Raw genomic sequence first — 23,623 nt, forward strand, 5'->3', positions numbered from 1 at the left:
GAACACATCCTAATGAAATTCAAGTTCACCGCCGCACTCTGGTCTCCGCCCCGCGTGCTCGCGATCGGATTCGCCTTGATCATTCTGCTCGGCGCCAGTCTGCTGTCACTGCCGTCCGTCTCGGCGGACGGCCAGCCGATGCGGTTCATCGACGCGCTGTTCACCGCAACTTCCGCGGTCTGCGTAACCGGACTGGTCGTGGCCGATACGGGCACCTTCTTCAACGCCGGCGGCCAGCTCATCATCCTGGCGCTGATCCAGGTCGGCGGGCTCGGCTTCATGACGATGGCGACGCTGTTCGCGCTCGTCTTCAAACGGCGCATCACGCTGCGCGAGCGGCTCATCCTGCAGGAAGCGATGAACCAGACGAGCATGGAAGGCATCGTCCGGCTCATCCGGCGCGTCATCATCTATTCCCTGTCGATTGAGGCGGCGGGAACGGCCGTGCTGACGGCGCGGTTCGCCGCCGAGATGCCGCTTGGACGGGCCGCTTTCATGGGGCTGTTCCACGCCGTATCCCTGTTCAACAGCGCCGGATTTGACCTGTTCGGCAATTACCGGAGCTATACGCCGTACGTCTCGGACCCCGTCGTCAACATCACGGCCATCCTGCTGGTCGCGCTCGGCGGGCTCGGTTTCATCGTCATCTCGGATCTGCTCGAATTCCGGAAGCGCCGGCGGCTGTCGCTGCACTCCAAGGTCGTGCTTGCGACGAGCGGCGCGCTGTTCGGCATCGGCGCGGTCGTCATTTTCATCTTCGAATTCACGAACGCGCTCGCGCCGCTCGGGTGGGACGGCAAGATCTGGGCGTCGCTGTTCCAGTCGGCCGCGCCGCGCTCGATCGGCGTGAATACGCTCGATATCGGCTCGCTCCGGCAGGCGACGCAATTTTTCCTCATTCTGCTCATGTTCATCGGCGCCGCGCCGGGATCGACGGGCGGCGGCATCAAAGTGACGACGTTCACGACGCTGGTCGGCGCCGTCATCGCGATGATGCGGGGCAAGGACGAAGTCGTCCTGTTCCGTTACCGGCTCGCGCGCGAGCGGATCTTCAAGGCGCTGACGATCACGATGATTTCGCTGGCGGTCGTCGTCGCCGTCACGATGGTGCTCTGCACGACCGAAGACCGGGCGTTCCTACGCATCCTGTTCGAGACGGTGTCCGCCTTCGGCACATGCGGACTCTCGACCGGCATTACACCGCAGCTCACCGATTTCGGCAAACTGCTGCTCAGCCTGACGATGTTCGCCGGCCGGATCGGCCCGCTCACCTTCGCTTACGCGCTCCGGCCGAAGGATGAGAAGGAGTTGTTCCGCTATCCCGAGGGCAGAATTATTATCGGTTGACCCGGTTGAAATAAGACGCGATCTCGTCGATCCACAGCCGGATCGACGGGCTCATGGCGACGGGATCGGGATGGATGAGCGAAGTCGTCCGCTTCGTCTCCTCCAGCTCGGGCACCGGCAACGCGATCAGATCGTTGTCCTTGAGCAGCTGATCGCGGAGATACGACCGGGGAAGCAGAGCCCCGGCGCGGCACGGATGCATGAGGCGGAGAATCGCTTCGAACGAATCGATCTCCATCCGGACGTCGGGCCGCAGTCCGTATTTCTCGAACAGAAGGTCGATCATCGTCCGATACCACGTGCCTTTGGCGAACAGAATCATCGGCATGCCGTCCAGATCGGCGATGCGAAGCCCGGCGCCCGGAGCGGCGCCTTCGACGTACAGGCCGCGCGGCAGCACCAGCTCCAGATGGTCGTCGAACAGCGGCACGCAGCGGACCTGTGCGTCCTCTTCGATCATCGAAGCGACGAGGCCGAAGTCCGCCTTGCGCTCGCGGACGAGCGAGACGATTTCGTGCGTCTTGCCCGTCACCGCCTTGATGTCCGCCTCCGGATGCGCGCCGGTCATCATCCGGATCAGCTCCGGCAGCGTCGTCTGCAGCGTCGTCAGGCTGGCGCCGATGAGCACGGTCGTTCTGCCGCCTTCGCGCTGGCCGCTGATCGTCTGCAGATAGCGGAAATGGCGCTGCCGCACTTCGACCGCGTATTCGTAGGTCGTCTGCCCGATGCGCGTCAGCTCGAGCCGCTTGCCCGCCCGGCGGAAAAGCTGCACGCCCAGTTCCGCTTCGAGCTTTGCGATCTTGCGCGAGAGGGCGGGCTGCGACAGATTGAGCGCGGATGAGGCTTTGTTCAGGCTGGAATGTTCGACGACGGCCGCGAAGACCAGCAGCTCGTCGAGCATGGCCGGCACCTCCTTTTCTCATTAATAAAATGAAGCGGCGGGGGATGAAGCGCGGTGCGGCAACCCCATGAATCTCGTTATGCATATTGGTTATTATACCTTATAAATAAACGGCAATTCCATTATAAGCAGAATACGAGTAGGATAGATTGTGGCGAAACGGTGACGGTGACGCACGGAGGCGTGAAAGACGCGTGCAACCGGCATGCATGCGGATGCATGTGCCTTCATGCGCCGTCCGTTGACGCTCCCCGGCACCGGGGGTACAATGGGTATGGTTTGGGAAGCATGTCCAGTCCGGAAAGGAGAACGCTTACGTCATGAGAACCAACTCGTTCTACACGCGCAGGCTGCATTCGCTGTTGGGGGTGATTCCGCTCTGCCTGTTCTTCGTCACCCACATGCTGACGAACTTCCAGGCGGCCGAGGGCGGTCCCGAGCGTTTCCGCAGCGCGGTGGAATTCATCAACAATTTGCCGATACTGCCCGTGCTGGAGTTCGTCCTCATCTGGGCGCCGCTCGTATTCCACGGCGTGTACGGCCTGTACGTCGCGTACCAGTCGAATCTGAATACGGGGCGGTACGGCTACGGCCGCAACTGGGCGTTCGCCCTGCAGCGGATCACCGGCGTGATTACCCTGATCTTCGTTGCATGGCACGTCTATGAGACGCGGATTCAGGTGATGCTCGGCAACATCGGGCACGGCGATTTCGGACAAGTCATGCACGACATTGCGACGAACGGTCTGTCGTTCACCTTCTACACGATCGGGGTGCTGGCCGCGGCGTTCCACTTCGCCAACGGGCTGTGGGCATTCTTCGTCAGCTGGGGGATTACGGTCGGTCCGCGCGCGCAGCGCATCTCGTCTTACTTCTGGATGGGCGTATTCGTCATCGTGGCCGGCATGTTCCTTGCCGCGCTGATCTCTTTCCGTTCGGAAGCTTTTGCGGAAACGGCATCTGTCCTCACGCAGACCGCTATCGGATAACGACAGACAAGGAGCGATCGAATTATGGCCAAGAATAAAATCATCGTCGTCGGCGGCGGGCTCGCCGGTCTGATGGCGACCATCAAGGCGGCCGAAGCGGGAGTGCACGTCGACCTCTTCTCGCTTGTACCGGTCAAACGTTCCCACTCCGTGTGCGCGCAGGGCGGCATCAACGGCGCGGTCAACACGAAGGGCGAAGGCGACTCGCCCTGGGAACACTTCGACGATACGATCTACGGCGGCGACTTTCTGGCGAACCAGCCGCCGGTCAAGGCCATGTGCGAAGCGGCGCCGGGCATCATCCACCTGATGGACCGGATGGGCGTCATGTTCAACCGGACGCCGGAAGGGCTGCTGGACTTCCGCCGGTTCGGCGGCACGAAGCACCACCGGACGGCTTACGCGGGCGCGACGACCGGCCAGCAGCTGCTGTACGCGCTGGACGAACAGGTGCGCCGCTGGGAAGTGGCCGGCCTCGTGACGAAGCACGAGCACTGGGAGTTCCTCGGCGCGGTACTGGATGACGAGAATATCTGCCGCGGCATCGCGGCGCAGGATCTGCGCTCGATGGAGATCCACATTTTCCGTTCGGACGCCGTCATCCTGGCGACGGGCGGCCCGGGGATCATCTTCGGCAAGTCGACGAACTCGGTCATCAACACCGGCACGGCGGCGAGCGCCGTCTATCAGCAAGGCGTCTACTACGCGAACGGCGAGTTCATCCAGATCCACCCGACGGCGATCCCGGGCGACGACAAGCTGCGGCTGATGTCCGAGTCGGCGCGCGGCGAAGGCGGACGGATCTGGACGTACAAGGACGGCAAGCCGTGGTATTTCCTCGAGGAGAAATATCCGGCTTACGGCAACCTCGTGCCGCGGGACATCGCGACGCGCGAGATTTTCCACGTGTGCGTCGACCTGAAGCTCGGCATCAACGGCGAGAACATGGTGTACCTCGACCTGTCGCACAAGGATCCGAAGGAGCTTGACGTCAAGCTCGGCGGCATCATCGAGATCTACGAGAAGTTCATGGGCGACGACCCGCGCAAAATTCCGATGAAGATTTTCCCGGCCGTCCACTACTCGATGGGCGGGCTGTGGATCGACTACAACCACATGACGAACATCCCCGGCCTGTTCGCGGCCGGTGAATGCGACTATCAATACCACGGCGCGAACCGGCTCGGCGCGAACTCGCTGCTGTCGGCGATCTTCGGCGGCATGGTGGCCGGACCGAAAGCGGTCGAGTACATCCGCGGGCTGGAGAAGACGGCGGAGGATCTCCCGTCGAGCCTCTTCGACCGCGAGCTGAAGAAGCATCAGGACAAGTACGAGTCGATCCTGAAGCTGGACGGCACCGAGAACGCCTACCAGCTGCACAAGGAACTCGGCGAGTGGATGACGAACAACATGACGGTCGTCCGCTACAACGACAAGCTGCGCGAGACGATAGGCAAGATCAAGGAACTGAAGGAGCGCTACAAGCGCATCAACATCAACGACACGTCGCGCTGGAACAACGCCGGCGTCGCCTTCACCCGCCAGCTGTGGAACATGTTCGAGCTGGCCGAGGCGATGACGGTCGGCGCGCTGCTCCGCGACGAAAGCCGCGGCGCGCACTACAAGCCGGAGTTCCCCGAACGGGATGACGAGAAGTTCATGAAGACGACCAAGGCGAAATGGACGCCGGACGGTCCGGAAATCACCTACGAGGACGTCGACGCGTCGCTCATTCCGCCTCGGAAACGCGACTACACCACCGACAAGAAGAAGGGGGCGTGACGGACGATGGCGGAAACGATGACGGTACAGAAGACGGTCAGATTCATCATCACGCGGCAGGACAGCCCGGATTCGAAGCCGTACACGGAGACGTTCGACATTCCGTACCGGCCGAACATGAACGTGATCAGCGCGCTGATGGAAATCCAGCGCAATCCGGTCAACGCCGAAGGCAAGCAGACGACGCCGGTCGTCTGGGAGTCGAACTGCCTGGAGGAAGTGTGCGGCGCCTGCTCGATGGTGATCAACGGCAAGCCGCGCCAGGCGTGCACCGCGCTGGTCGACAAGCTGGAGCAGCCGATCCGGCTGGAGCCGATGCGCACTTTCCCGGTCGTGCGCGACCTTGTCATCAACCGCGAGCGGATGTTCAACGCGCTGAAGCGCGTCAAGGCGTGGATCCCGATCGACGGCACGTACGACCTCGGTCCCGGCCCGCGCATGGCGGAATCGAAGCGCCAATGGGCCTACGAGCTGTCGCGATGCATGACGTGCGGCGTCTGCCTCGAGGCGTGCCCGAACGTCAACGAACGTTCGAGCTTCATCGGTCCGGCGCCGATCTCGCAAGTGCGCCTGTTCAACGCCCATCCGACGGGCGAGATGAACAAGGAAGAGCGGCTGGAAGCGCTCATGGAAGACGGCGGCATCGAAGGCTGCGGCAACTCGCAGAACTGCGTCCGCGTCTGCCCGAAGGGCATTCCGCTCACGACGTCGATCGCGGCGGTCAACCGCGACGTGACGAAACATATGTTCAAGAAGTGGCTGAACGCTTGACCCAAGCGTCCGCATACAACGAAGAACGCCCGGAAATCTTCCGGGCGTTCTTCGTTGGTCCGGTTACATCCACTCGTCGCTCCAACGCTGGATCGATTGGATGACCGGTTCCAGCGCCTTGCCTTTGGGTGTCAGCTCGTATTCAATCCGCACGGGCATCTCGGGATAGACATTGCGCTTCACAATGTCCTGCGCCTCGAGCTCCTTCATGCGGTCCGTCAGCATTTTGTCGCTCATATCCGGTATGAGTTCCTTGATTTCCTTGAAACGTTTCGGTCCGCCGAGCAGCACGTAGATAATGAGGCTGGTCCATTTCTTGCCCAGAATCTCCGCCGCCGACTCGTATCTCGGACACATCCGTGAGTAATCCACCGGATTCACCCCGCTTTGCAATCTTTATTGTACCACGACAGATTGCAAAAAGTAAGGGAATCCGGCGCAAACGCCGCGATCAGGAGAGCTTCGTGGCGCGGACCGCGAAGGGAAGGGGCGCCGTGTGGACGACGGAGCCCGAGGCGGCAATTCTGCTCCAATGCGTGCAATATTCGCGCAGATCGCCGCGGTACACCAGCTCGAGCCGCGGCGACGATTCGAGATCGCACGGCTGCGTCAGCGCCGGCGGCTTGCGTGTAAGCGGCGCGCCCGCCGAGGCGAACAGATGCGCGACGAACTGCGAGCAGAAGAACTTGTCCGGCCGGCACCATTCGACACCGGCGGCGACCGCAAACAATCCGGCCAGGTTGTAGCCGTAGCGCGAAGATTCGCGGCGAAACCGGTCGAGCTCGGACAGCAGCTTGGCATAAGAGGTGCGGCCGAGCCGGCAGCGATAGATGGCGCAGGGCGTGTAGCGGCTCGCCTCGCGGATCAGGCTGCCCCACACCTGCTCGCGGACGAATCCTGCCCGCAGCGGATTGTTCGGATGCAGCCGTCCGAAACTGTACACCTCGTCCAGATCCGGATCGAGCGCCAGCGATGCGTGATTGAGGGGTTTTCCGGTCCAGCATCGAATGGAGCGGGAAAAAAGGGTTCCGGTATCCGTAAGAATGACATATACATGGGGCATCTCTCATCACCGCGTCCGTTTTTTTCCCATTTTAGACGGAACATGGACGGCGGAGGAACGGCCCCGGGTACGGATTCGGACTGGACCGCGGTACGGTCGCCAAACCGGACTTCGGTCGGATGGGCAGGGTCGGAAGTAAATCTTACTGTTTTGTTACAAAATTGAAATGATCCTGTCACGGACCTTTTACATTCGGGGGTTATGATAATGGCAAGACCCCCTTTTCAATATACCCTGATTGGGACCGGCCGAACGCGGCAGGTCTCCTTTTTTTGTGCTTGAACCTCCTCAAAGCGGCACGGCGATGCGTTCTTTGCGGCGGAAGAAGACCCATTCCTTGAAGCCGATCTCCTTCAGCCGGGTGCGGACCCGATCCCAGTCTTCGGCGATCCGCCCGGGGCGATGCGAGTCGGAGCCGAACGTGACGTCGACGCCGAAATGGCAGGCGCGTTCGAGAATGTCGTCCGACGGATACCAGCCGCCGCACAGCTTCGTGCCGCCCGACGTGTTCACTTCGATGGCGACGCCGCATTTTGCGATCGTCTTCAGCGCGTCGTCGATCGCTTCAGCCGCCGGAATGTCGGAGAAATCCGGATAGTTGCCCTTCATCGCGTCGATGTGGCCGAGGATCTGGAACATGCCGGACTCCGCGGACAGAGCGATCATTTCGTAATAGTGGACCTTCTCCTCGATTTTCCGTTCCATGGACAGCCCTTTCCACCGGTTCTTGTTGAAAATGCTGACGCCGCGCGTAAAGTGGACGGAGCCGATGATGTAGTCGAACGGATAAGGCTCATAGGCTTTGCGGTAAATGTCCGCGTATTCGGGGAAGAAATCGGATTCGACGCCGAGCAGCACTTCGATCCTGCCCCGATATTTCTCCTTCAGGCGCAGCACTTCTTCGACGTATGCGGCAAACTCGCTGCGGGGCATCGCGACGCGGGGGTTCGGGTGATCTTCCGCATGGGCGAAGTACGGCGAATGGTCGGAAATGCCGATGACGTCCATGCCGGCCTCGAGGGCCGCCCGGATGTAGTCTTCAATGTCGCCTTCCGCGTGGCCGCAGCGGCTGTGATGCGTGTGCAGGTCGAATCGCACGCTCATGTCTCCTCCTTCGCGAATCAGCGGCAATCATTCGCTGCTGATGAATTGGTCTTCCGGCATGCCTTTAAGGTCGCTCAGGAATTGCTTCATGGCCGAACTCAGATATCGGCCCGCCTTGTACACGACGCCGACCGGATGGGTCGTCTCGAGCTCGCTGACCTTGATCAGGCGGAGCGTGCCGCGCCGCAGCTCTTCCGTGACGGACAGCTTCGACACGATCGCCGCCCCCATGTTGATTTCAGCCATCCGCTTCACTTCCTCGCTGGAGGACAGCTCCATGACGATGCGCGGCTCGATATTGTACTTGCGGAACATCTGGTCGACGAACCGGCGGATGAGGGTGTCCGGCGTCAGCATGACGAACGGCACGTCCTTCAGCTTGTCCACAGTCGTGTACTTCACGTCCGCAAGGGGATGGCCCGGCGAGACGACGAGTTCGAAGGTGTCGTAATACAGCACCGAAGTCACCAGGTTCGGGTTCCGTTCGGCCAGATACGTGATGCCGATGTCGATGGTGCCGTTCTCGACGTTCGCCATCACTTGTGCAGACGGCATGGAGTAGATCGTGGTCTTGATGCGCGGGAACTGGTTCTGGAAATAGGACAGGACGCGGGGAAGAATCTGCATCGCGATGGACGAGGTGGTGCCGAGCACGATGTTGCCCTGCGGCGTCTCGCTGAGGTCGGCCAGCCGCTGCTTCAGCTCTTCGACGATCGCGAGTATCCGTTCGGCGTGCTCCAGGAACACCCGCCCCTGGTCGGTCAGCGTAACCGGCTGATTCCGGTCGATCAGGACGGTCTTGAATTCATCTTCCAGGCTCTTGATCTGGGCCGATACGGCCGGCTGCGTCAGATTGAGCAGTTCACCCGCCTTGCGGAAACTCATCGTCTTGGAGATCGTGAGCAGGGTCTCCAACTGGCTGATGTTCATGTGCAGTTCCCCCCTTCGCGCACAAAAATGTAACGATGCTCACCATTTTATTATAGGGGATCGTCTTTCCGGGGGCAATTTCTGCCGGACGGCAGATTTCGCGAACGAATCTGCGGGCGCGCGGCAGGATTGAAGGCCGCGGCGTCGAAGTACAGACGAAGTCAGCGGCCTCTCGCTTGCCTGCCGGCCGCGGAAAGGGGATTTCATGAACCAACGACAAGTCCGGGCCTGGGTGACCTATGACTGGGCCAATTCCGCTTTCGCCACCACCATGATGGCGGCTGTCATGCCGGTCTTCTACGAGAGCGTGGCCGGCGCCGGCCTGGCGGAAGGGGCGGCCGCTTCCTACTGGGGCTATACGCAGACGATCGCCATGCTGTGCGTCGCGCTGCTGTCGCCCGTCCTCGGCGCGATCGCGGACTTCCGCGGATCGAAAGTGCGGTTCCTGTCCGTCTTCACTTTCGTCGGCGCCTTGTCCTGCCTGGCGTCCTTCTTCATCGGGGAAGGCGACTGGCTGCTCGCGTCGCTGCTCGTCATTCTCGGCACGATCGGCTTCTCGGGCGGGAACACGTTCTATGACGCGCTGCTGCCCGATCTCGTCCCCGAGCGGGAGCGCGACGTCGTCAGCGCCCGGGGATACGCGTTCGGATATATGGGCGGCGGCTTGCTGCTGGCGCTCAACATCGCGATGATCGAAGGCTGGGAGACGTTCGGTTTTCCGGACAAGACGACGGCCACCCAGACCGTCTTCGTCACCGTCGGCGTCTGGTGGATCGTCTTCGCGCTGCCGCTGTTTCGATCGGTGAAGGACCGGCCTGCCAACCGCTCGGTGCCGCTCTTCGCCGTCATCCGCACCGGCTTCGCGCGCAATCTGGCGACGCTGCGCCGCATCCGGCAGTACCCGGAGCTGGCGAAATACATGCTGGCCTACTGGTTCTTCAACGACGGGATCAATACGATCATCGTCATGGCGACCATCTACGGGGCGACGATCGGCATTGAGCAGACCGATCTGATTCTGGCGCTTCTCATCACGCAATTTGTCGGTTATCCGGCCACGATTCTGTTCGGGCGTCTGGCCGTGCGGCTCGGTTCCAAGAAAGCGCTGTACCTGTCGCTCGTCATCTATGTGCTGATCGTGATGCTGGGCTTCTTCATGACGACGGGGTTCCATTTCTACGCGCTTGCGATCATGGTCGGACTCGTGCAGGGCGGCAGCCAGGCGGTCGCGCGCTCGATCTACGCGAATCTGACCCCGCCGCCCAGGAGAGCCGAATTCTTCGGCTTCCTGGCGCTGTCGAGCAAGTTCTCGGCCAGCGCCGGCCCGTTCCTGTTCGGGCTCGTGGGCGCGCTGACGGGTTCGGTCAGGCTCGGCATTCTGGCCGTGCTCGCCTTCTTCGTCATCGGGATCCTGCTGCTGATGCTGGTCAATCTGAACAAGGGGCGGGAAGAAGCGCTCGCCGGCGAGAGCGGGGACGCGGGCGGCGCCGCAACCATGGCTTGAGCGGCCATGAACGAAGGGCTTGCGGGACGAATCGCTCGTCCGCGCAAGCCCTTTCGACGTTTAAAGCCAATTCTTCCTCCGGAACAGATAGAACATGCCGATGCCGACGACGAGCATCAGGCCGAGCAGCCCGTAGGCCGCCCATCGGTAGTGCGCTCCCGGCAGGTTGTCGACGTTCATCCCGTAGATGCCCGTAATGAACGTCAGCGGCATGAAGATCGTCGTCAGCGCCGTGAAGACGCGCATGATCTCGTTCGCCCTTCCGGCCAGGCTCGATTGGTACGCTTCGCGCAAGTTGCCGATCAGGTCGCGGTAGGTGTCGAACGCTTCCGCGATTTTGACGGCGTTCTCGTGGATGTCCCCGAAGTAGTGCTGCAGCTGATTGTCGATCAGCTTCAGATCCCGCTTGTTGAGCGCGTGCAGCAGCTCCTTCTGCGGGCCGAGCGCCTTGCGCAGCCACAAGATTTCGCTTCGCAGGTTGATGATCTCCTCGAGATGGCTCTTCTTCGTATGCATCAGGATGTCTTCTTCCAACTGGTCGATCCGCGTCTCGATCCGGTCGCCGACGAGGAAGTAGTTGTCCACGACCCGGTCGATCAGATGATAGAGGAAGACGTCCGGCTGATCGACCTGCTCCTGCAGTAAAATCGGCTTCACCGACCGCAGCTCGTTGATCTTCTGCCGCGTGACCGTAATGATGTAATGCCGGCCGAGAAAAATGTTCAGCGCCCGCAGGAAAATTTCCTCATCGTCGAAACGGATGCTGTTGATGACAATAAAATAATGCCCTTCATGCACTTCCAGCTTCGGCCGCTGCTCCTCTTCGCTGAGGCAGTCCTCCACCTCGAGATCGTGCAGCCCGAACAGCGGCTGCAGCGATGCCAGTTCGTCGACGTCTGCGTCGATCCAGTAGAATCCATCGCTAGGCGGCGTCACCGCTTCGCGGACGTCTTCGATCAGCGTGAAGACGCCTTTGCGCACCAGTCTCGTTTTCATTCCGCTCGCTCCTTTTCCGCAGGTTGCCGGCGTCCAGGGGAACGCCGGTTGCCGCCGGAAGCGCGCGGATGAAACGTCAATCCGCGACCGACGCGTCCGGACGGACGTTCCGCGCCGCGGATTCGGATCCGGCGGCGTAACCGATATGCTTCATGTGACATATATCCGGTCCTTCACTGCCCATTCTGCCGATTCCGCCTCCTTTGCGCGATCTGCCGCCGGACAGCATTCGTCCGGGGTGTCAATCCTTGTCTAGTATACTCCCGGCCAAGCCTCCGATACAAGCGGAAATCTCGGACCCGGGCGGGTCAGAAGGGAAAATGGGCTTGTCCGCGCTTCGAAGCCCGGCGCGGCGGGCGCAGCGCCGGATTTCTTGACGCCGCAAGCGGAATACGCTAAAGTATAGATAATCAATTTCAGACACAACCGAATAGACCACTTTCTTATCAAGAGCAGGCGGAGGGACTGGCCCGATGAAGCCCGGCAACCGGCGTTACAGCACGGTGCTAATTCTTGCGGAAAATGTTATGTTTTCCGAGAGATGAGGAAGGCGGGTGACTTTAGACATTCGGCCCTTTCTCGATCGGGAAAGGGCCTTAAGTTTGCCGCCAAGATGCGCTCCGCGACAGTGGTCGAACCGAGAAGGAGTGACCTGCAATGCCGATCAAGGTGCCTGACAATCTCCCGGCCAAGGAGATTCTGGCCGAAGAGAATATCTTTTTCATGGACGAGACTGTCGCGTTCCATCAGGACATTCGTCCGCTCCGCATCGCCATCCTGAACCTGATGCCGACGAAGGAGACGACGGAGACGCAGCTGCTCCGCCTGATCGGCAATACGCCGCTGCAGGTCGAGGTGGTGCTGCTTCATCCGAAGACGCACGTGTCCAAGAACACGTCGGCCGAGCATCTGGCGACATTCTACAAGACGTTCGACGAGATTTCGACCCAGTACTACGACGGCATGATCATCACCGGCGCGCCGGTCGAGCATCTGCCGTTCGAAGAAGTCGATTATTGGGAAGAATTGAAGGCGATCATGACCTGGTCGCGCCGCCACGTCACTTCGACGTTCCACATCTGCTGGGGCGCCCAGGCGGGGCTGTACCACCATTACGGCATTCCGAAGTATCTGCTGCCCGAGAAAGTGTTCGGCGTCTTCCCGCACACGGTGACGAAGCGGAACGTCCCGCTGCTGCGCGGGTTCGACGAATTGTTCTACGTTCCGCAGTCCCGCCATACGGAGGTGCGGCAGGAGGACATCGAGAAGGTCGGCGATCTTGAAATTCTGTCGAGCTCGGAGGAATCCGGCGTCTACATCGTCGCTTCCAAGGACGGCCGGCAGATCTTCGTGACCGGGCATTCCGAATACGATCCGCTGACGCTCAAGTTCGAGTATGAACGCGACAAAGCGAAGGGCCTCCGGATCAACGTGCCGAAGAACTACTTTCCGAACGACGACCCGACCCGCATGCCGCTCTCTTCGTGGCGCGCGCATGCGAACCTGCTGTTCTCGAACTGGCTGAATTACTACGTTTACCAGCAGACCCCGTACGAGCTGGGAGCGGGCATCTAGTCATCCGTGTCGATCGCAGAACGCCGTCTCGACTCCGGCACGCCCTGGAGTCGTGCGGCGACTTTTTCAATCAATACATGATTAAGGAGCTCTGAATGATGAGAATTGAAAGCCGTTTGGCGCAAATCGGCTCGGTCAAGGAGCCCGTCACCGGGGCGGTCAGCTATCCGATCTATCAAGCCACCGCCTTCCGCCATCCCAAGCTCGGCCAAAGTACCGGATTCGACTATGCCCGGACGAAAAGCCCGACCCGCAAGGTGCTCGAGGAAGCGGCGGCCGAGCTGGAATCCGGCGACGCCGGGTTCGCCTGCAGCTCGGGGATGGCGGCGCTGCAGACGATCTTCGCGCTGTTCTCGCAAGGCGACCACCTGCTGGTGTCGCTGGACCTGTACGGCGGCACGTACCGGCTCATTGAACAGGTCATGTCCCGCTTCGGCGTGACGGCGTCGTACCTTGATACGAACAACATCGAAGCGCTCGAGGCGAACCTGAGACCGGGCAGCACGAAGGCGGTGCTGGTCGAGACGCCGACGAATCCGCTCATGATGATCACCGATCTGGCGCGGGTCAGCGAGTGGGCGAAATCCCGCGGGCTACTCGTCATCGTCGACAACACGCTGCTGACGCCGTTCTTCCAGCGGCCGCTGGAGCTCGGCGCGGACATCGTGATCCACAGTGCGACGAAATATTTGGCCGGCCATAACGACGTGCTTGCCGGACTGATCGTGACGAAGGGCAAGGAGCTGTCCGAGCGGATGGCTTTCCTGCACAACTCGATCGGCGCGGTGCTCGGTCCGCAGGATTCCTGGCTGCTCATGCGCGGCATGAAGACGCTCGCGCTGCGGATGGAGCGCCATCAGGCGAATGCGAGCCGCATCGCCGAATTTCTGCTGGAGCATCCGCTTGTGACGGATGTGTATTATCCGGCGTTGCCGCACCATCCGGGACATGAGATCCAGAAGCGGCAATCGTCGGGGAATACGGGCATTTTCTCGTTCAAGCTCAAAGATGTCCGCCTCGTCGAGCCGGTGCTGCGCCATGTGAAGTTGATCGCGTTTGCGGAGAGCCTCGGCGGCGTCGAATCGCTCATGACGTATCCGGCCGTCCAGACGCACGCGGACATTCCGGAGGAAATCCGGCGCGCGGTCGGCGTGGACGACCGGCTGCTCAGGCTGTCGGTCGGCATCGAGCATTGCGATGATCTGATCGAAGACCTCGGACAGGCATTGGAGCAGGCAGCAAGAGAGACGGAGGTATAACGCATATGACAAACGGACACCGGTATGATTTTGATCGGATCATCGACAGGCGCGGCACGTCGTCGCTGAAATGGGACCAGCTCGAAACGCTGTTCGGCGGCGAGGATGTGCTGCCGCTGTTCGTCGCGGACATGGACTTCGAGGCGCCGCGGGAAGTCGTCGAAGCGATTGTCGAGCGGGCGAAGCGCGGCGTCTACGGCTACACGATCCGAACCGAAGGGTATTACGAAGCGGTCACCGGCTGGCTCGAGCGCCGGCACGGCTGGGCGATCGAGCGCGAATGGCTCGTGTCCTCGCCCGGCGTCGTGCCGGCGCTCGCCGCGGCGATTCACGCGTTCACGGAGCCGGGCGACGGCGTCATCCTGCAGTCGCCGGTCTATTATCCGTTCTACGATGTCATCCGCGCCAACGGCCGGACCATCGTGGACAATCCGCTGCGCATCGAGGACGGTGTCTACCGGATCGACTTCGATTTGCTCGAGGAGCAGGCGAAGAGCGCGAAACTGATGCTGCTCTGCAGCCCGCACAACCCCGGCGGCCGGGTCTGGACGGCGGACGAGCTGAAGCGGATCGGCGATATCTGCCTGAAGCATGGCATCATCGTCGTGTCCGACGAGATCCATCACGATCTCGTCTTCGCGCCGCACAAGCATGTGCCGTTCGCCAGCCTCGGTCCGGAATACGCGGAGCGTTCCATCACCTGTATCGCGCCGAGCAAGACGTTCAACCTTGCCGGGCTGCAGGCGGCGGCGGCGATCGTGCCGGGCGCCGAGCTGCGCCGGGCGTTTCTGCGGACCGCCCGCCTCGGATTGTCGATTCACATGGACAGCTACTTCGGCGTGACCGGCATGGAGACGAGCTACCGGTACGGCGAGCCGTGGCTGGAGCAGCTGCTCGTCTATCTGCGGGAGAACCGGGATGCGCTCGTCGCGTTCTTTGAGGACCGGCTGCCGGAGCTTCAGGTCATGACGCCGGAGGCGACCTACCTGGCATGGGTCGACTGCCGCGCAATCTCGGACGATCCCGCCGAACTGAAGAAACTGATGTACAGAGAAGCGCGTGTCGCGTTCAGCGAAGGATCGGTGTTCGGCAAGCAGGGAGCGGGCTGGCTGCGGATCAACTTCGGCTGCCCGCGCGCGGTGCTGCTCGAGGCGCTCGAGCGGTTCGCCGCGGCGGCTCGGCGCCGGTTGGACGCGCGGTAAGCGGCGTGTCGGGCGCCGGCCGGGGCGCAGCTGACGCGCTGAAGGCTGCGCGCGGCAAAGCGCGGTGCCGGCTGACGCATGGGAAGGCGCGGCAATGGCCGGACGCGCGGTAGGCGCGGCGGCACGCCGCCCGCCCGCGTGACGCGGTCGGCCTGCGCGGGGCATGCCGCAGGCCCGCGGACAAGGCGCCGGCCTACGGGGCAAGCCGCAGCCCATGGGGTGCATTTGTGCACCCTATTCGGGCAGATTACGCAGCCAACGGCCAATAAGGTGCAAATCTGCACCAAATCTTGCCTTGCTGATGCCGGCCGGGCTGATTCTGGTGCATTTGCGCACCATATTCGACGGTTCGGCAAATCCGAGGGGAAATCTGGTGCATTATTGCACCAGATAGAGCCGCACCGAATCTTTGCAACGGGTCTGTCAGTCGACGTGACAGACCCGTTTGTGTTACGATGATAGGGACAACGTACATGCGCGGCCGGATCGGCCGGCCTGGGATGAGGAGGGTCCGGGAAATGAGCCAAGTGGACCGCATACTGGACAAAGCGCTGAATGGCGGAAGACTCGGCCTCGAGGAGATCGTGACGCTGTTCGAGAGCGACGAGATCGAGAAGATGGGCGCCGCGGCGGACACGATCATGAAGCGATTCCATCCGGAACCGATCACGACATTCGTCATCGGCCGGAACATCAACTATTCGAACATCTGCGACACCTACTGCCGGTTCTGTGCGTTCTACCGTGCGCCGGGGTCGCCGGAGGGCTACGTGCTGCCCAACGAGACGATTTTCCGGAAGATCCAGGAGACGGTGGATGTCGGCGGGACGGAAATTTTGATGCAAGGCGGCACCCATCCGGATCTGCCGTTCTCGTACTACCTTGACCTGCTGCGCGAGATCAAGAAACGGTTCCCCGGCATCACGATGCACTCGTTCTCGCCGGCCGAAATCCGCAAGATGCAGCAGGTATCGGGCGGGCTCTCGCTCGAGGAAGTCGTGCGCCAGCTGCATGAAGCCGGCCTTGATTCGCTGCCGGGCGGCGGCGCGGAGATTCTCGACGACCGGACGAGGCTCAAGATCAGCAAGCTCAAAGGTTCGTGGACCGAATGGATGGACGTGATGAAGACGGCCCATCGGATCGGCATGAACACGACGGCCACCATGGTCATCGGGTTCGGCGAGTCGATGGAGGAGAGGGCGCTGCACCTTCTCCGCGTCCGCGACGCGCAGGACGAATGCATCCGGAACGGCTACAAATCGGAAGGCTTCCTCGCGTTCATCCCGTGGACGTTCCAGCCGGACAACACGAACCTGAAGCGGGAGAAAGCGACGCCCGAAGAGTACCTGAAGACGCTGGCGATCAGCCGCATCGCCCTCGACAACATCAAGAACTTCCAGTCGTCCTGGGTGACGATGGGGCCGGAGATCGGCAAGCTGACGCTCAGCTACGGCTGCAACGATTTCGGCAGCACGATGATCGAGGAGAACGTCGTCTCGGCGGCCGGCACGACGCACAAGGTGAACATCGCCCTCATCCTCGATCTGATCCGCCAGGCGGGCAAAATCCCGGCGCAGCGCAACACGCGCTACGAAATTTTGAAAGTTTACCACGAGTCGGAAGGCGTAAGCCGCGACTTCGTCATGCAGAACTGAACGGCTGTCCCGAGCCCGGTTTTCCGGCGCGCGGGGCTTTTTTTTGCCTCAAATTTCTATCCGTGCCGCTCCCTTCTTCGTATATCCGCCGATGGGCGGCCATATACTGTTGTCAAGGAAAGGAGTGGGCCCATGGAGATCTTCGAGGTCAGGTTATCCGCCGCATCCGAAGACAAGCTGTCCGAGCTCACCCGTTGTCTGACCGAATCCTTCGCGGATTTACATATAGACGGACGTCTGGAGACCGTTCCGGCGCACGGCCTGATCGTCTTCCGCTGCGCGGACGGCGCGCCGGATGAGAAGGAACGGATGGCCATCCACAGCCGCGCCGCCGAAGGCATGGCCGAGTATGTGCTGACCGCGGTCGAACCGGAACTGATCCGGATCATGATCCGCAAATATTACCCGTGCGGCGATGACGATCTGGAACGCATCGCGGCGCTGTGCATGCAGATGCTCGGCTCGCAGCCGGTCCGGTCAGACGGTTCGGCGAAAGAAAACGGCCCGCTCACGACTGACGCCATCATCAACCGATCCGCCCGTTTGTCCAGTGCCCCCGCACAATCACGCAACGGACAACCGGCCGGCCCGGAGAACGCGGATGCATCCGTCAAGGCCGGCCGCACCTCAGTCCCCAAGGCGGACGCCACCCTGGAGTCCTCCGGCATGGAGCCTGACTTGGCCCGTCGCAGGCGCAAAAGACACATTGCGTCGGAACTGTTCGCTTACCTGCAGGAGCGGCCGTCGCTCCATCTGGAGGGCTACATCACGTTCCGGCTGGACAAGTATTGGGAAGAGCTGGCCGAGGCGGCGGAAGCCGCGGTCGACGAGTTCGTGATGGACCGCCAGTACCGGGAGTTCATCGGGCTGCTCAACGAATTCGTCGGGCTGCAGCAGCCCAAGGTGTCCTCGGTCAATCTGGTGCTCAAGGCCGACGGCGGCTTCGCGCTGTACGACGAGTCGTTCCGTCCGATGGATCCCGGAGAAGGCGGGCGACTCACCCTGGAACTGACGGATGAGGAGCTGAACGTCGAAGACATGGTCGTCAGCTGTCTGATCGCGATCTCCCCCCGGGAAATCACGCTGCACGCCCGCGATCCGGAACTGCCGGTCGTGCGGACGATCGAAGCGATTTTCGCCGAGCGGGTGACCGTCTGCGCGGGCTGCCGCTCCTGCCGTCCGCTGACCGGCGCCGCTTTGAATTGACCGCTTCCGCGGACGGAAAAAACTCCGCGCTTCTCGCTTGACCGTGCCGAATGCCGGGAGTATAATGATGTGCAACGGCGACGACGAAGACATGTTCTCGTCAACCGGCACGGTACAGAGAGAGGGAACACGGGCTGCAATTCCCTCCCGGAGCCAGACGGGAATACCCCTTCATCAGCCGTGCGGTTGAACGGGCCTCGCCCCCAGTATGCCGCACCGGGTCATCTCCGTTACGGGATGCTTGAGGCGGACGTCCGCCCCGATTCGCATGGCATTCGGGACACGGCGGCCGCGAACAAGGGTGGAACCACGGGCAGACAAGCGCTCGTCCCTTTCGGGACGGGTGTTTTTTATTTTTCGAAGGAGGTTGCCAAACATGTCGATTCGCATCACGTTTCCGGACGGCGCGGTAAGGGAGTATGCCGCGGGAACGACCGTCGAGGAAGTGGCGGGCTCGATCAGCCCGGGATTGAAGAAGAACGCCGTCGCGGGCAAGGTGAACGGCAAGCTCGTCGACGTCTACGCGCCGATTGAGGAAGACGCGACGCTCGAGATCGTCACGCCCGATTCGCAGGACGGCCTCGAAATCATGCGGCACAGCACGGCGCACCTGATGGCGCAGGCGCTCAAGCGGCTGTACGGCGGGAAGAACGTCAAGCTCGGCATCGGGCCGGTCATCGAGGACGGTTTCTATTACGATGTCGATCTGGACCGTCCGATTTCTTCCGACGATCTGGAGGCAATCGAGAAGGAGATGGCCAAGATCGTCGCCGAGGATCTGCCGATCCGGCGCCGCGTCGTGAGCCGCGAAGAAGCAATCAGGATCTACGAGGAGCTGGGTGACCCGCTCAAGCTCGAGCTGATTCATGACCTGCCGGAGGACGCGGTCATCACGATCTACGACCAGGGCGAGTTCTTCGACCTGTGCCGCGGGCCGCACCTGCCGTCGACCGGGCGGATCAAGTCGTTCAAGCTGCTCAGCGTCGCGGGGGCGTACTGGAGAGGCGACTCCCGGAACAAAATGCTCCAGCGCATCTACGGCACGGCGTTCCCGAAGAAAGCGCAGCTCGACGAATACCTCCATCTGCTGGAAGAAGCGAAGAAGCGCGACCACCGCAAGCTCGGCCGCGAGCTCGGCATGTTCACGTTCTCGCGGGAAGTCGGCCAGGGGCTGCCGCTCTGGCTGCCGAACGGCGCGAAGCTGCGCCGCACGCTGGAACGGTACATCGTCGACCTCGAAGAGCGCCTCGGCTATCTGCACGTTTACACGCCGGTGCTCGCGAACGTCGAGCTGTACAAAATTTCCGGCCACTGGGACCATTACCATGAAGACATGTTCCCGCTGATGAAGCTGGACAACGAAGAGCTGGTGCTGCGCCCGATGAACTGCCCGCACCACATGATGGTGTACAAGAGCGACATGCGCAGCTACCGCGATCTGCCGATCCGGATCGCCGAGCTGGGCACGATGCACCGCTACGAAATGTCCGGCGCGCTCACCGGCCTGCACCGCGTACGCGCCATGACGCTGAACGACGCCCACATCTTCTGCCGGCCGGATCAGATCAAGGAAGAGTTCGCCCGCGTCATCCAGCTCATCCAGCAGGTGTACAAAGATTTCGGCATCACGGAATACCGGTTCCGGCTGTCGTACCGGGATCCGAAGGATACCGAGAAATATTATCCGGACGACGCCATGTGGGAGAACTCGCAGCGCATGCTGAAAGAGGTCGTCGAGGAGCTCGGGCTGCCGTATTTCGAAGCGGAAGGCGAAGCGGCGTTCTACGGACCGAAGCTGGACGTGCAGATCAAGACGGCACTCGGCCGCGAAGAGACGCTGTCCACGGCGCAGCTGGACTTCCTGCTGCCGGAACGGTTCCAGCTCGAATATATCGGCGAAGACGGACAGAAGCATCGCCCGGTCGTCATTCACCGCGGCATCATCAGCACGATGGAACGGATGACCGCTTTCCTGCTCGAAAACTTCGCGGGGGCGCTGCCGCTCTGGCTGTCTCCGATTCAGGCGCGCGTCATTCCGGTCTCGCAGCAATTTGACGATTATGCGCAGAAGACGACCGAGCGGCTGAAGGAAGCGGGCATCCGCGCCGAAGCGGACCTGCGCAACGAGAAGTTGGGCTATAAAATCCGCGGCGCGCAGCTCGAGAAAATTCCGTACATGCTCATCGTCGGCGAGAAAGAAGCGACCAGCGACGCCGTCTCCGTGCGGAAGCGAGGCGAAGGCGACATCGGCGCCAAGTCCGTCGCCGAGACGATCGACATGCTGCTGGAGGAAATCCGCACCCGCAAAGTGTAAAACCGCGTGTGAACCGCCTGCATAATTCAGAAGGCATCGGGGCAACCTCCGAATAAGGAGGAGATTCGACTCGATGTCGACAGCATCTGGTTTATCGCGTTGTCGTTCTGCGGCGCTTCGGCTCGCGGCAGCCGCCGCTGTGGCCATCGCCGCCGTATGCGCGCCGGTCGCCCCGGCAGCTTCCGCACCGGCATCATCCGCCGGAACCGCGGACTCCGAGGCGGGAGACGCGGAAGCCGGCAGGTTCGAATCCGTCGTCGTCACGGCGACCGGCTATACGGCCGGAGTGGAATCGACCGGCAAGCGGCCGGGCCAGCGCGGTTACGGCATCACGTATTCCGGAGTCAAGGTGAGGCGCGGAATCGTCTCAACGATCGCCGCGGACCCGAAGGTTTTCCCGATCGGCACCCTGCTGTACATTCCCGGTTACGGGTACGGCGTCGTCGCCGACACCGGCAAGGCGATCAAAGGCCATCGCATCGACCTCTATTTCGAGACGCCGAGCCAGGTTTACCGCGAGTGGGGCAAGCGGACCGTCAAAGTCGAAGTGCTCAAGCGGGGAAGCGGCAAACTGACCGAAGCGCAGCTTGCCGAACTCGGCCGCGCGGTTGCGGCCGGTCAATGGATTCCCGTCGCGAAGCGCGAAACTTGATACCTGCGTGACATATCCCGTTGCCATCGGCGGCGGGATTTGATTTTTTTCGGGGGCAGCGGACAAATCATGTCCTTCGGTACTCGTATTTGCCACTGTTCCGTGATAAGATGTATTGTGCGGGTAAGGGGTTTGTAAAAAAATTTCCTAAGGATGTGCGGTGCCATGTCCATGAACGGGAACGGCGGGCAGATGGCGGGCATTCTGGATCCGCAGAAAGAAGCGGAACTGGTGGAGTTGTACAACCAAATGATTCGCGTTGCCTACGCGAACGTGTACAACAAGTCCGACGCGCTCGATGTCGTCCAGGAGGCATGGGTCAAAATGCTGGCCAAGCGCGCCACGCTTCGCGAATCGGACAAGCTGGCCGCCTGGGCCAAGGTGATCACGCGCAATGTCGCGGTGAACGTGAACCGGGTAGCAGCCCGCACCCGGACATGGGATGATGCGGATCTCATGCGGGCTGCCGGAGAGCGGGCGGACCGGGCGGAAGAGCTGATGATGGAAATCTCGGAGCTGCTGGGGCAGCTCGAGCCCGCGGCGCGCACATTGTTTCTCTACAAATATTATTACGGCCTCAAAGATCAGGAGATCGCCAACGCCATGTCGATGCCGGTCGGAACGGTGAAAGCGAAAATCCACCGGGCGCGGGAAAGACTGAAAAAAGCGCGGCTCGCGGACCTGGAGTTGAGGAGCGAAGGCCGGTCGGTTTAAATCGGTTTTGCAATCGCATACATAAGAAAAAGGTCATTTTTGTCACGTGAGTGCAAACTTTATGACAGAGGATCTGACTAATTAATGTCAGATCCTTATTTATTTCTCGCCAAAGTTTAAATATAATGTTATAAAAACTTACATAAGTTTTGGGGGGATGCGGATGAGCCCAATCCGACGTTGGTGGAACCGGGCGGCCATCGATCCGGATAAACCTTCGGCGTTCCGGTCCGCGGAACATGAAGAAAAAGTGTCGCAGCTGATCCATGAATCGCTGGTCATCTCCGACCGGATGCAGGCTGCCGTGGAAGAAGTCAATCTGGCGGCCCTCGAATTGTCGGAGATTGCCAACCGTTCCCGGGCGCAGGAGGAGCGGCTGCGCAACCTGGGCCGGCAGGCGGTGGACCGGATCGAAGAGACGTTCGCTGCGCTTCAGACGGTCGAGGCGCGGGCGGAGGAAATCAAGGACAACATGCTCCGCACGAGCGAACAGAGCCGGGAGGTGAGCCGGGTCGTCGTCGATGTCTGCCGGTCGCTGGTGAACACCGACGAAGTCATGAACGACCTCGGCCGCCACAACCGGACGATGGAGCAGCGGATCGACGATCTGATCACGCAGATGTCGCGCATCGGCGAGATCAACGCCTCCCTCCAGGAAATCGCGGCGCAGACGTCGCTGCTCGCGCTTAACGCTTCGATCGAGGCGGCGCATGCGGGCGAGTACGGGCGCGGCTTCGCCGTCGTGGCGCAGGAGATCCGCAAGCTGGCGGAACAGAGTCATGAAGCGCTTCGGAGGTCCGGCGGCATCGTCGGGGAGATCGAGGAGGGCGTGCGGCAGGTCGTCTCGTCCGTCAGGGAGGAGAAAACGGCGGTGCAGCGCGGCATTTCCGAGATGACGCAGACCAAGGCGCGGATGGACGATATTTATGCCCGCATCGCCCGGCTCGATCCGATCGTATCTTCGGCTGCGCAGGCAAGCACCGAGCAGTCCGCGCTCACGGCGGGGGTGACGACGATGCTCAAGGAAGCCGCGGACGCGATGGGGCTGACCGTGCGGAGCGTCGACGAGACGCTGGAGCTGACCGCCGAGCAGCGGAAGCAGATCGCGAAGCTGGATCGGGTGCGGGAAGATCTCGGCCGGAACTCGCGGGCGCTCTACGCGGCGATCCAGGAAGTCGGATTGCGCCGCGAATCCGGCGCGTCCGATCTCCCGATCGAACCGATGATCGAATGGCTGGCATCGATCGCCGCGCAGCCGTCGATCCGCTCGCTGGATGAGAAGGTGCATGCGTCGACGCTGAGGGCGCTCATCGAAGCGAAGCCGGAGATCGAGGCGATCTGGTCGAACCGCGCGGACGGCTCGTTCATCTTCTCCTTCCCGGAAGCCGGGCTGCTCAACGCGCGCGGAAGGGAATGGTGGAAGCGGGCGATGGAAGGCAGCACGTACACTTCCGAAATCTACGTTTCCGCCATCACGAAACGTCCCTGTCTGACCATCTCGATGCCGATTTCGGACGGCCAGGGCAAGCCGGCCGGCGTCATCGGCATCGACATCCGGTTGGAACAGGCCGGGCAGGCGCGGCCGCGGGCGGCCGGCGGCTGAAGGCTTCAACCTGAATATCCCAGTCCGGCAGGCGGCTCGGTCTCCAGACCGAGCCG

General features: G+C 61.6%; 20 protein-coding genes and 1 riboswitch. Of the genes, 14 read left to right on the forward strand and 6 right to left on the reverse strand.

Annotation, left to right across the window (positions count from 1 at the left end):
* The first annotated feature begins 12 nt into the window (after positions 1-12).
* The gene (locus KJQ12_RS15900; RefSeq protein WP_213485844.1) at positions 13-1,347 is read left to right on the forward strand and encodes a TrkH family potassium uptake protein; all 1,335 of its coding nucleotides are present in this window, start codon (positions 13-15) and stop codon (positions 1,345-1,347) included.
* Here KJQ12_RS15900 and KJQ12_RS15905 read toward each other — a convergent pair.
* On the reverse strand, positions 1,337-2,248 hold the full coding sequence (locus KJQ12_RS15905; protein ID WP_213485846.1) for a LysR family transcriptional regulator: 912 nt from the start codon (positions 2,246-2,248) through the stop codon (positions 1,337-1,339). The two genes, KJQ12_RS15900 and KJQ12_RS15905, sit on opposite strands and share 11 nt — an antisense overlap.
* Positions 2,249-2,568: 320 nt before the next feature.
* Between KJQ12_RS15905 and KJQ12_RS15910 the strand changes: the two genes are divergently transcribed.
* From KJQ12_RS15910 to sdhB, 3 genes are read left to right on the forward strand one after another with little or no spacing between them, the layout of a single operon-like run.
* Complete coding sequence (locus tag KJQ12_RS15910) at positions 2,569-3,237, forward strand: succinate dehydrogenase cytochrome b558 subunit (RefSeq protein ID WP_213485848.1); 669 nt, start codon at positions 2,569-2,571, stop codon at positions 3,235-3,237.
* 24 nt (positions 3,238-3,261) lie between these two features.
* On the forward strand, positions 3,262-5,019 hold the full coding sequence (gene sdhA, locus KJQ12_RS15915; protein ID WP_213485851.1) for a succinate dehydrogenase flavoprotein subunit: 1,758 nt from the start codon (positions 3,262-3,264) through the stop codon (positions 5,017-5,019).
* Between the two features lie 6 nt (positions 5,020-5,025).
* Positions 5,026-5,790 carry a succinate dehydrogenase iron-sulfur subunit gene (sdhB, locus tag KJQ12_RS15920; RefSeq protein ID WP_213485852.1) on the forward strand — a complete coding sequence of 255 codons (765 nt, stop codon included), beginning with the start codon at positions 5,026-5,028 and terminating at the stop codon, positions 5,788-5,790.
* A 63-nt stretch (positions 5,791-5,853) separates the two neighbouring features.
* Here the strand turns inward: sdhB and KJQ12_RS15925 are convergent, their stop codons facing one another.
* The 4 genes from KJQ12_RS15925 to KJQ12_RS15940 form a co-directional block, all read right to left on the reverse strand.
* Positions 5,854-6,147 carry a winged helix-turn-helix transcriptional regulator gene (locus KJQ12_RS15925; protein ID WP_015255552.1) on the reverse strand — a complete coding sequence of 98 codons (294 nt, stop codon included), beginning with the start codon at positions 6,145-6,147 and terminating at the stop codon, positions 5,854-5,856.
* A gap of 94 nt (positions 6,148-6,241) precedes the next feature.
* On the reverse strand, positions 6,242-6,853 hold the full coding sequence (locus tag KJQ12_RS15930; protein ID WP_213485853.1) for a C40 family peptidase: 612 nt from the start codon (positions 6,851-6,853) through the stop codon (positions 6,242-6,244).
* A 288-nt stretch (positions 6,854-7,141) separates the two neighbouring features.
* Positions 7,142-7,951, reverse strand: coding sequence for a histidinol-phosphatase (locus tag KJQ12_RS15935; protein ID WP_213485880.1), 810 nt, complete (start codon positions 7,949-7,951; stop codon positions 7,142-7,144).
* A 33-nt stretch (positions 7,952-7,984) separates the two neighbouring features.
* A complete protein-coding gene (locus KJQ12_RS15940; protein WP_015255549.1) occupies positions 7,985-8,887 on the reverse strand; it encodes a LysR family transcriptional regulator in 903 nt (300 codons plus the stop codon).
* Positions 8,888-9,092: 205 nt separating this feature from the next.
* On the opposite strand from KJQ12_RS15940, the gene KJQ12_RS15945 reads away from it, so the two are divergent.
* Entirely contained in the window at positions 9,093-10,391 is a 1,299-nt protein-coding gene (locus KJQ12_RS15945) for an MFS transporter (RefSeq protein WP_015255548.1), read from the forward strand.
* 60 nt (positions 10,392-10,451) lie between these two features.
* Here the strand turns inward: KJQ12_RS15945 and corA are convergent, their stop codons facing one another.
* Positions 10,452-11,387 (reverse strand): magnesium/cobalt transporter CorA, encoded by a 936-nt coding sequence (corA, locus tag KJQ12_RS15950; protein ID WP_213485858.1) that lies wholly within the window; start codon positions 11,385-11,387, stop codon positions 10,452-10,454.
* Between the two features lie 440 nt (positions 11,388-11,827).
* Positions 11,828-11,935: riboswitch (SAM riboswitch) on the forward strand.
* A 109-nt stretch (positions 11,936-12,044) separates the two neighbouring features.
* On the opposite strand from corA, the gene metA reads away from it, so the two are divergent.
* The 9 genes from metA (at position 12,045) to KJQ12_RS15995 (ending at position 23,567) form a co-directional block, all read left to right on the forward strand.
* Entirely contained in the window at positions 12,045-12,962 is a 918-nt protein-coding gene (gene metA / locus KJQ12_RS15955) for a homoserine O-acetyltransferase MetA (protein ID WP_213485861.1), read from the forward strand.
* A gap of 98 nt (positions 12,963-13,060) precedes the next feature.
* Positions 13,061-14,221 (forward strand): PLP-dependent transferase, encoded by a 1,161-nt coding sequence (locus KJQ12_RS15960; RefSeq protein ID WP_280529272.1) that lies wholly within the window; start codon positions 13,061-13,063, stop codon positions 14,219-14,221.
* 5 nt (positions 14,222-14,226) lie between these two features.
* On the forward strand, positions 14,227-15,423 hold the full coding sequence (locus tag KJQ12_RS15965; RefSeq protein ID WP_213485867.1) for a MalY/PatB family protein: 1,197 nt from the start codon (positions 14,227-14,229) through the stop codon (positions 15,421-15,423).
* 518 nt (positions 15,424-15,941) lie between these two features.
* Positions 15,942-17,078 (forward strand): cyclic dehypoxanthinyl futalosine synthase, encoded by a 1,137-nt coding sequence (gene mqnC, locus KJQ12_RS15970; RefSeq protein ID WP_213485872.1) that lies wholly within the window; start codon positions 15,942-15,944, stop codon positions 17,076-17,078.
* Between the two features lie 132 nt (positions 17,079-17,210).
* Entirely contained in the window at positions 17,211-18,284 is a 1,074-nt protein-coding gene (gene ytxC, locus KJQ12_RS15975) for a putative sporulation protein YtxC (protein ID WP_015255541.1), read from the forward strand.
* 376 nt (positions 18,285-18,660) lie between these two features.
* Positions 18,661-20,598, forward strand: a complete 1,938-nt coding sequence (gene thrS, locus KJQ12_RS15980; RefSeq protein ID WP_015255540.1) for a threonine--tRNA ligase — start codon at positions 18,661-18,663, stop codon at positions 20,596-20,598.
* A gap of 73 nt (positions 20,599-20,671) precedes the next feature.
* Positions 20,672-21,250, forward strand: coding sequence for a 3D domain-containing protein (locus KJQ12_RS15985; RefSeq protein WP_015255539.1), 579 nt, complete (start codon positions 20,672-20,674; stop codon positions 21,248-21,250).
* Between the two features lie 165 nt (positions 21,251-21,415).
* Positions 21,416-21,964 carry an RNA polymerase sigma factor gene (locus tag KJQ12_RS15990; protein ID WP_213485874.1) on the forward strand — a complete coding sequence of 183 codons (549 nt, stop codon included), beginning with the start codon at positions 21,416-21,418 and terminating at the stop codon, positions 21,962-21,964.
* A gap of 163 nt (positions 21,965-22,127) precedes the next feature.
* Entirely contained in the window at positions 22,128-23,567 is a 1,440-nt protein-coding gene (locus KJQ12_RS15995; protein ID WP_213485875.1) for a methyl-accepting chemotaxis protein, read from the forward strand.
* The last annotated feature ends 56 nt before the right edge of the window (positions 23,568-23,623 follow it).

The organism is Thermobacillus xylanilyticus (assembly GCF_907165215.1).
Lineage (GTDB): Bacteria > Bacillota > Bacilli > Paenibacillales > Paenibacillaceae > Thermobacillus > Thermobacillus xylanilyticus.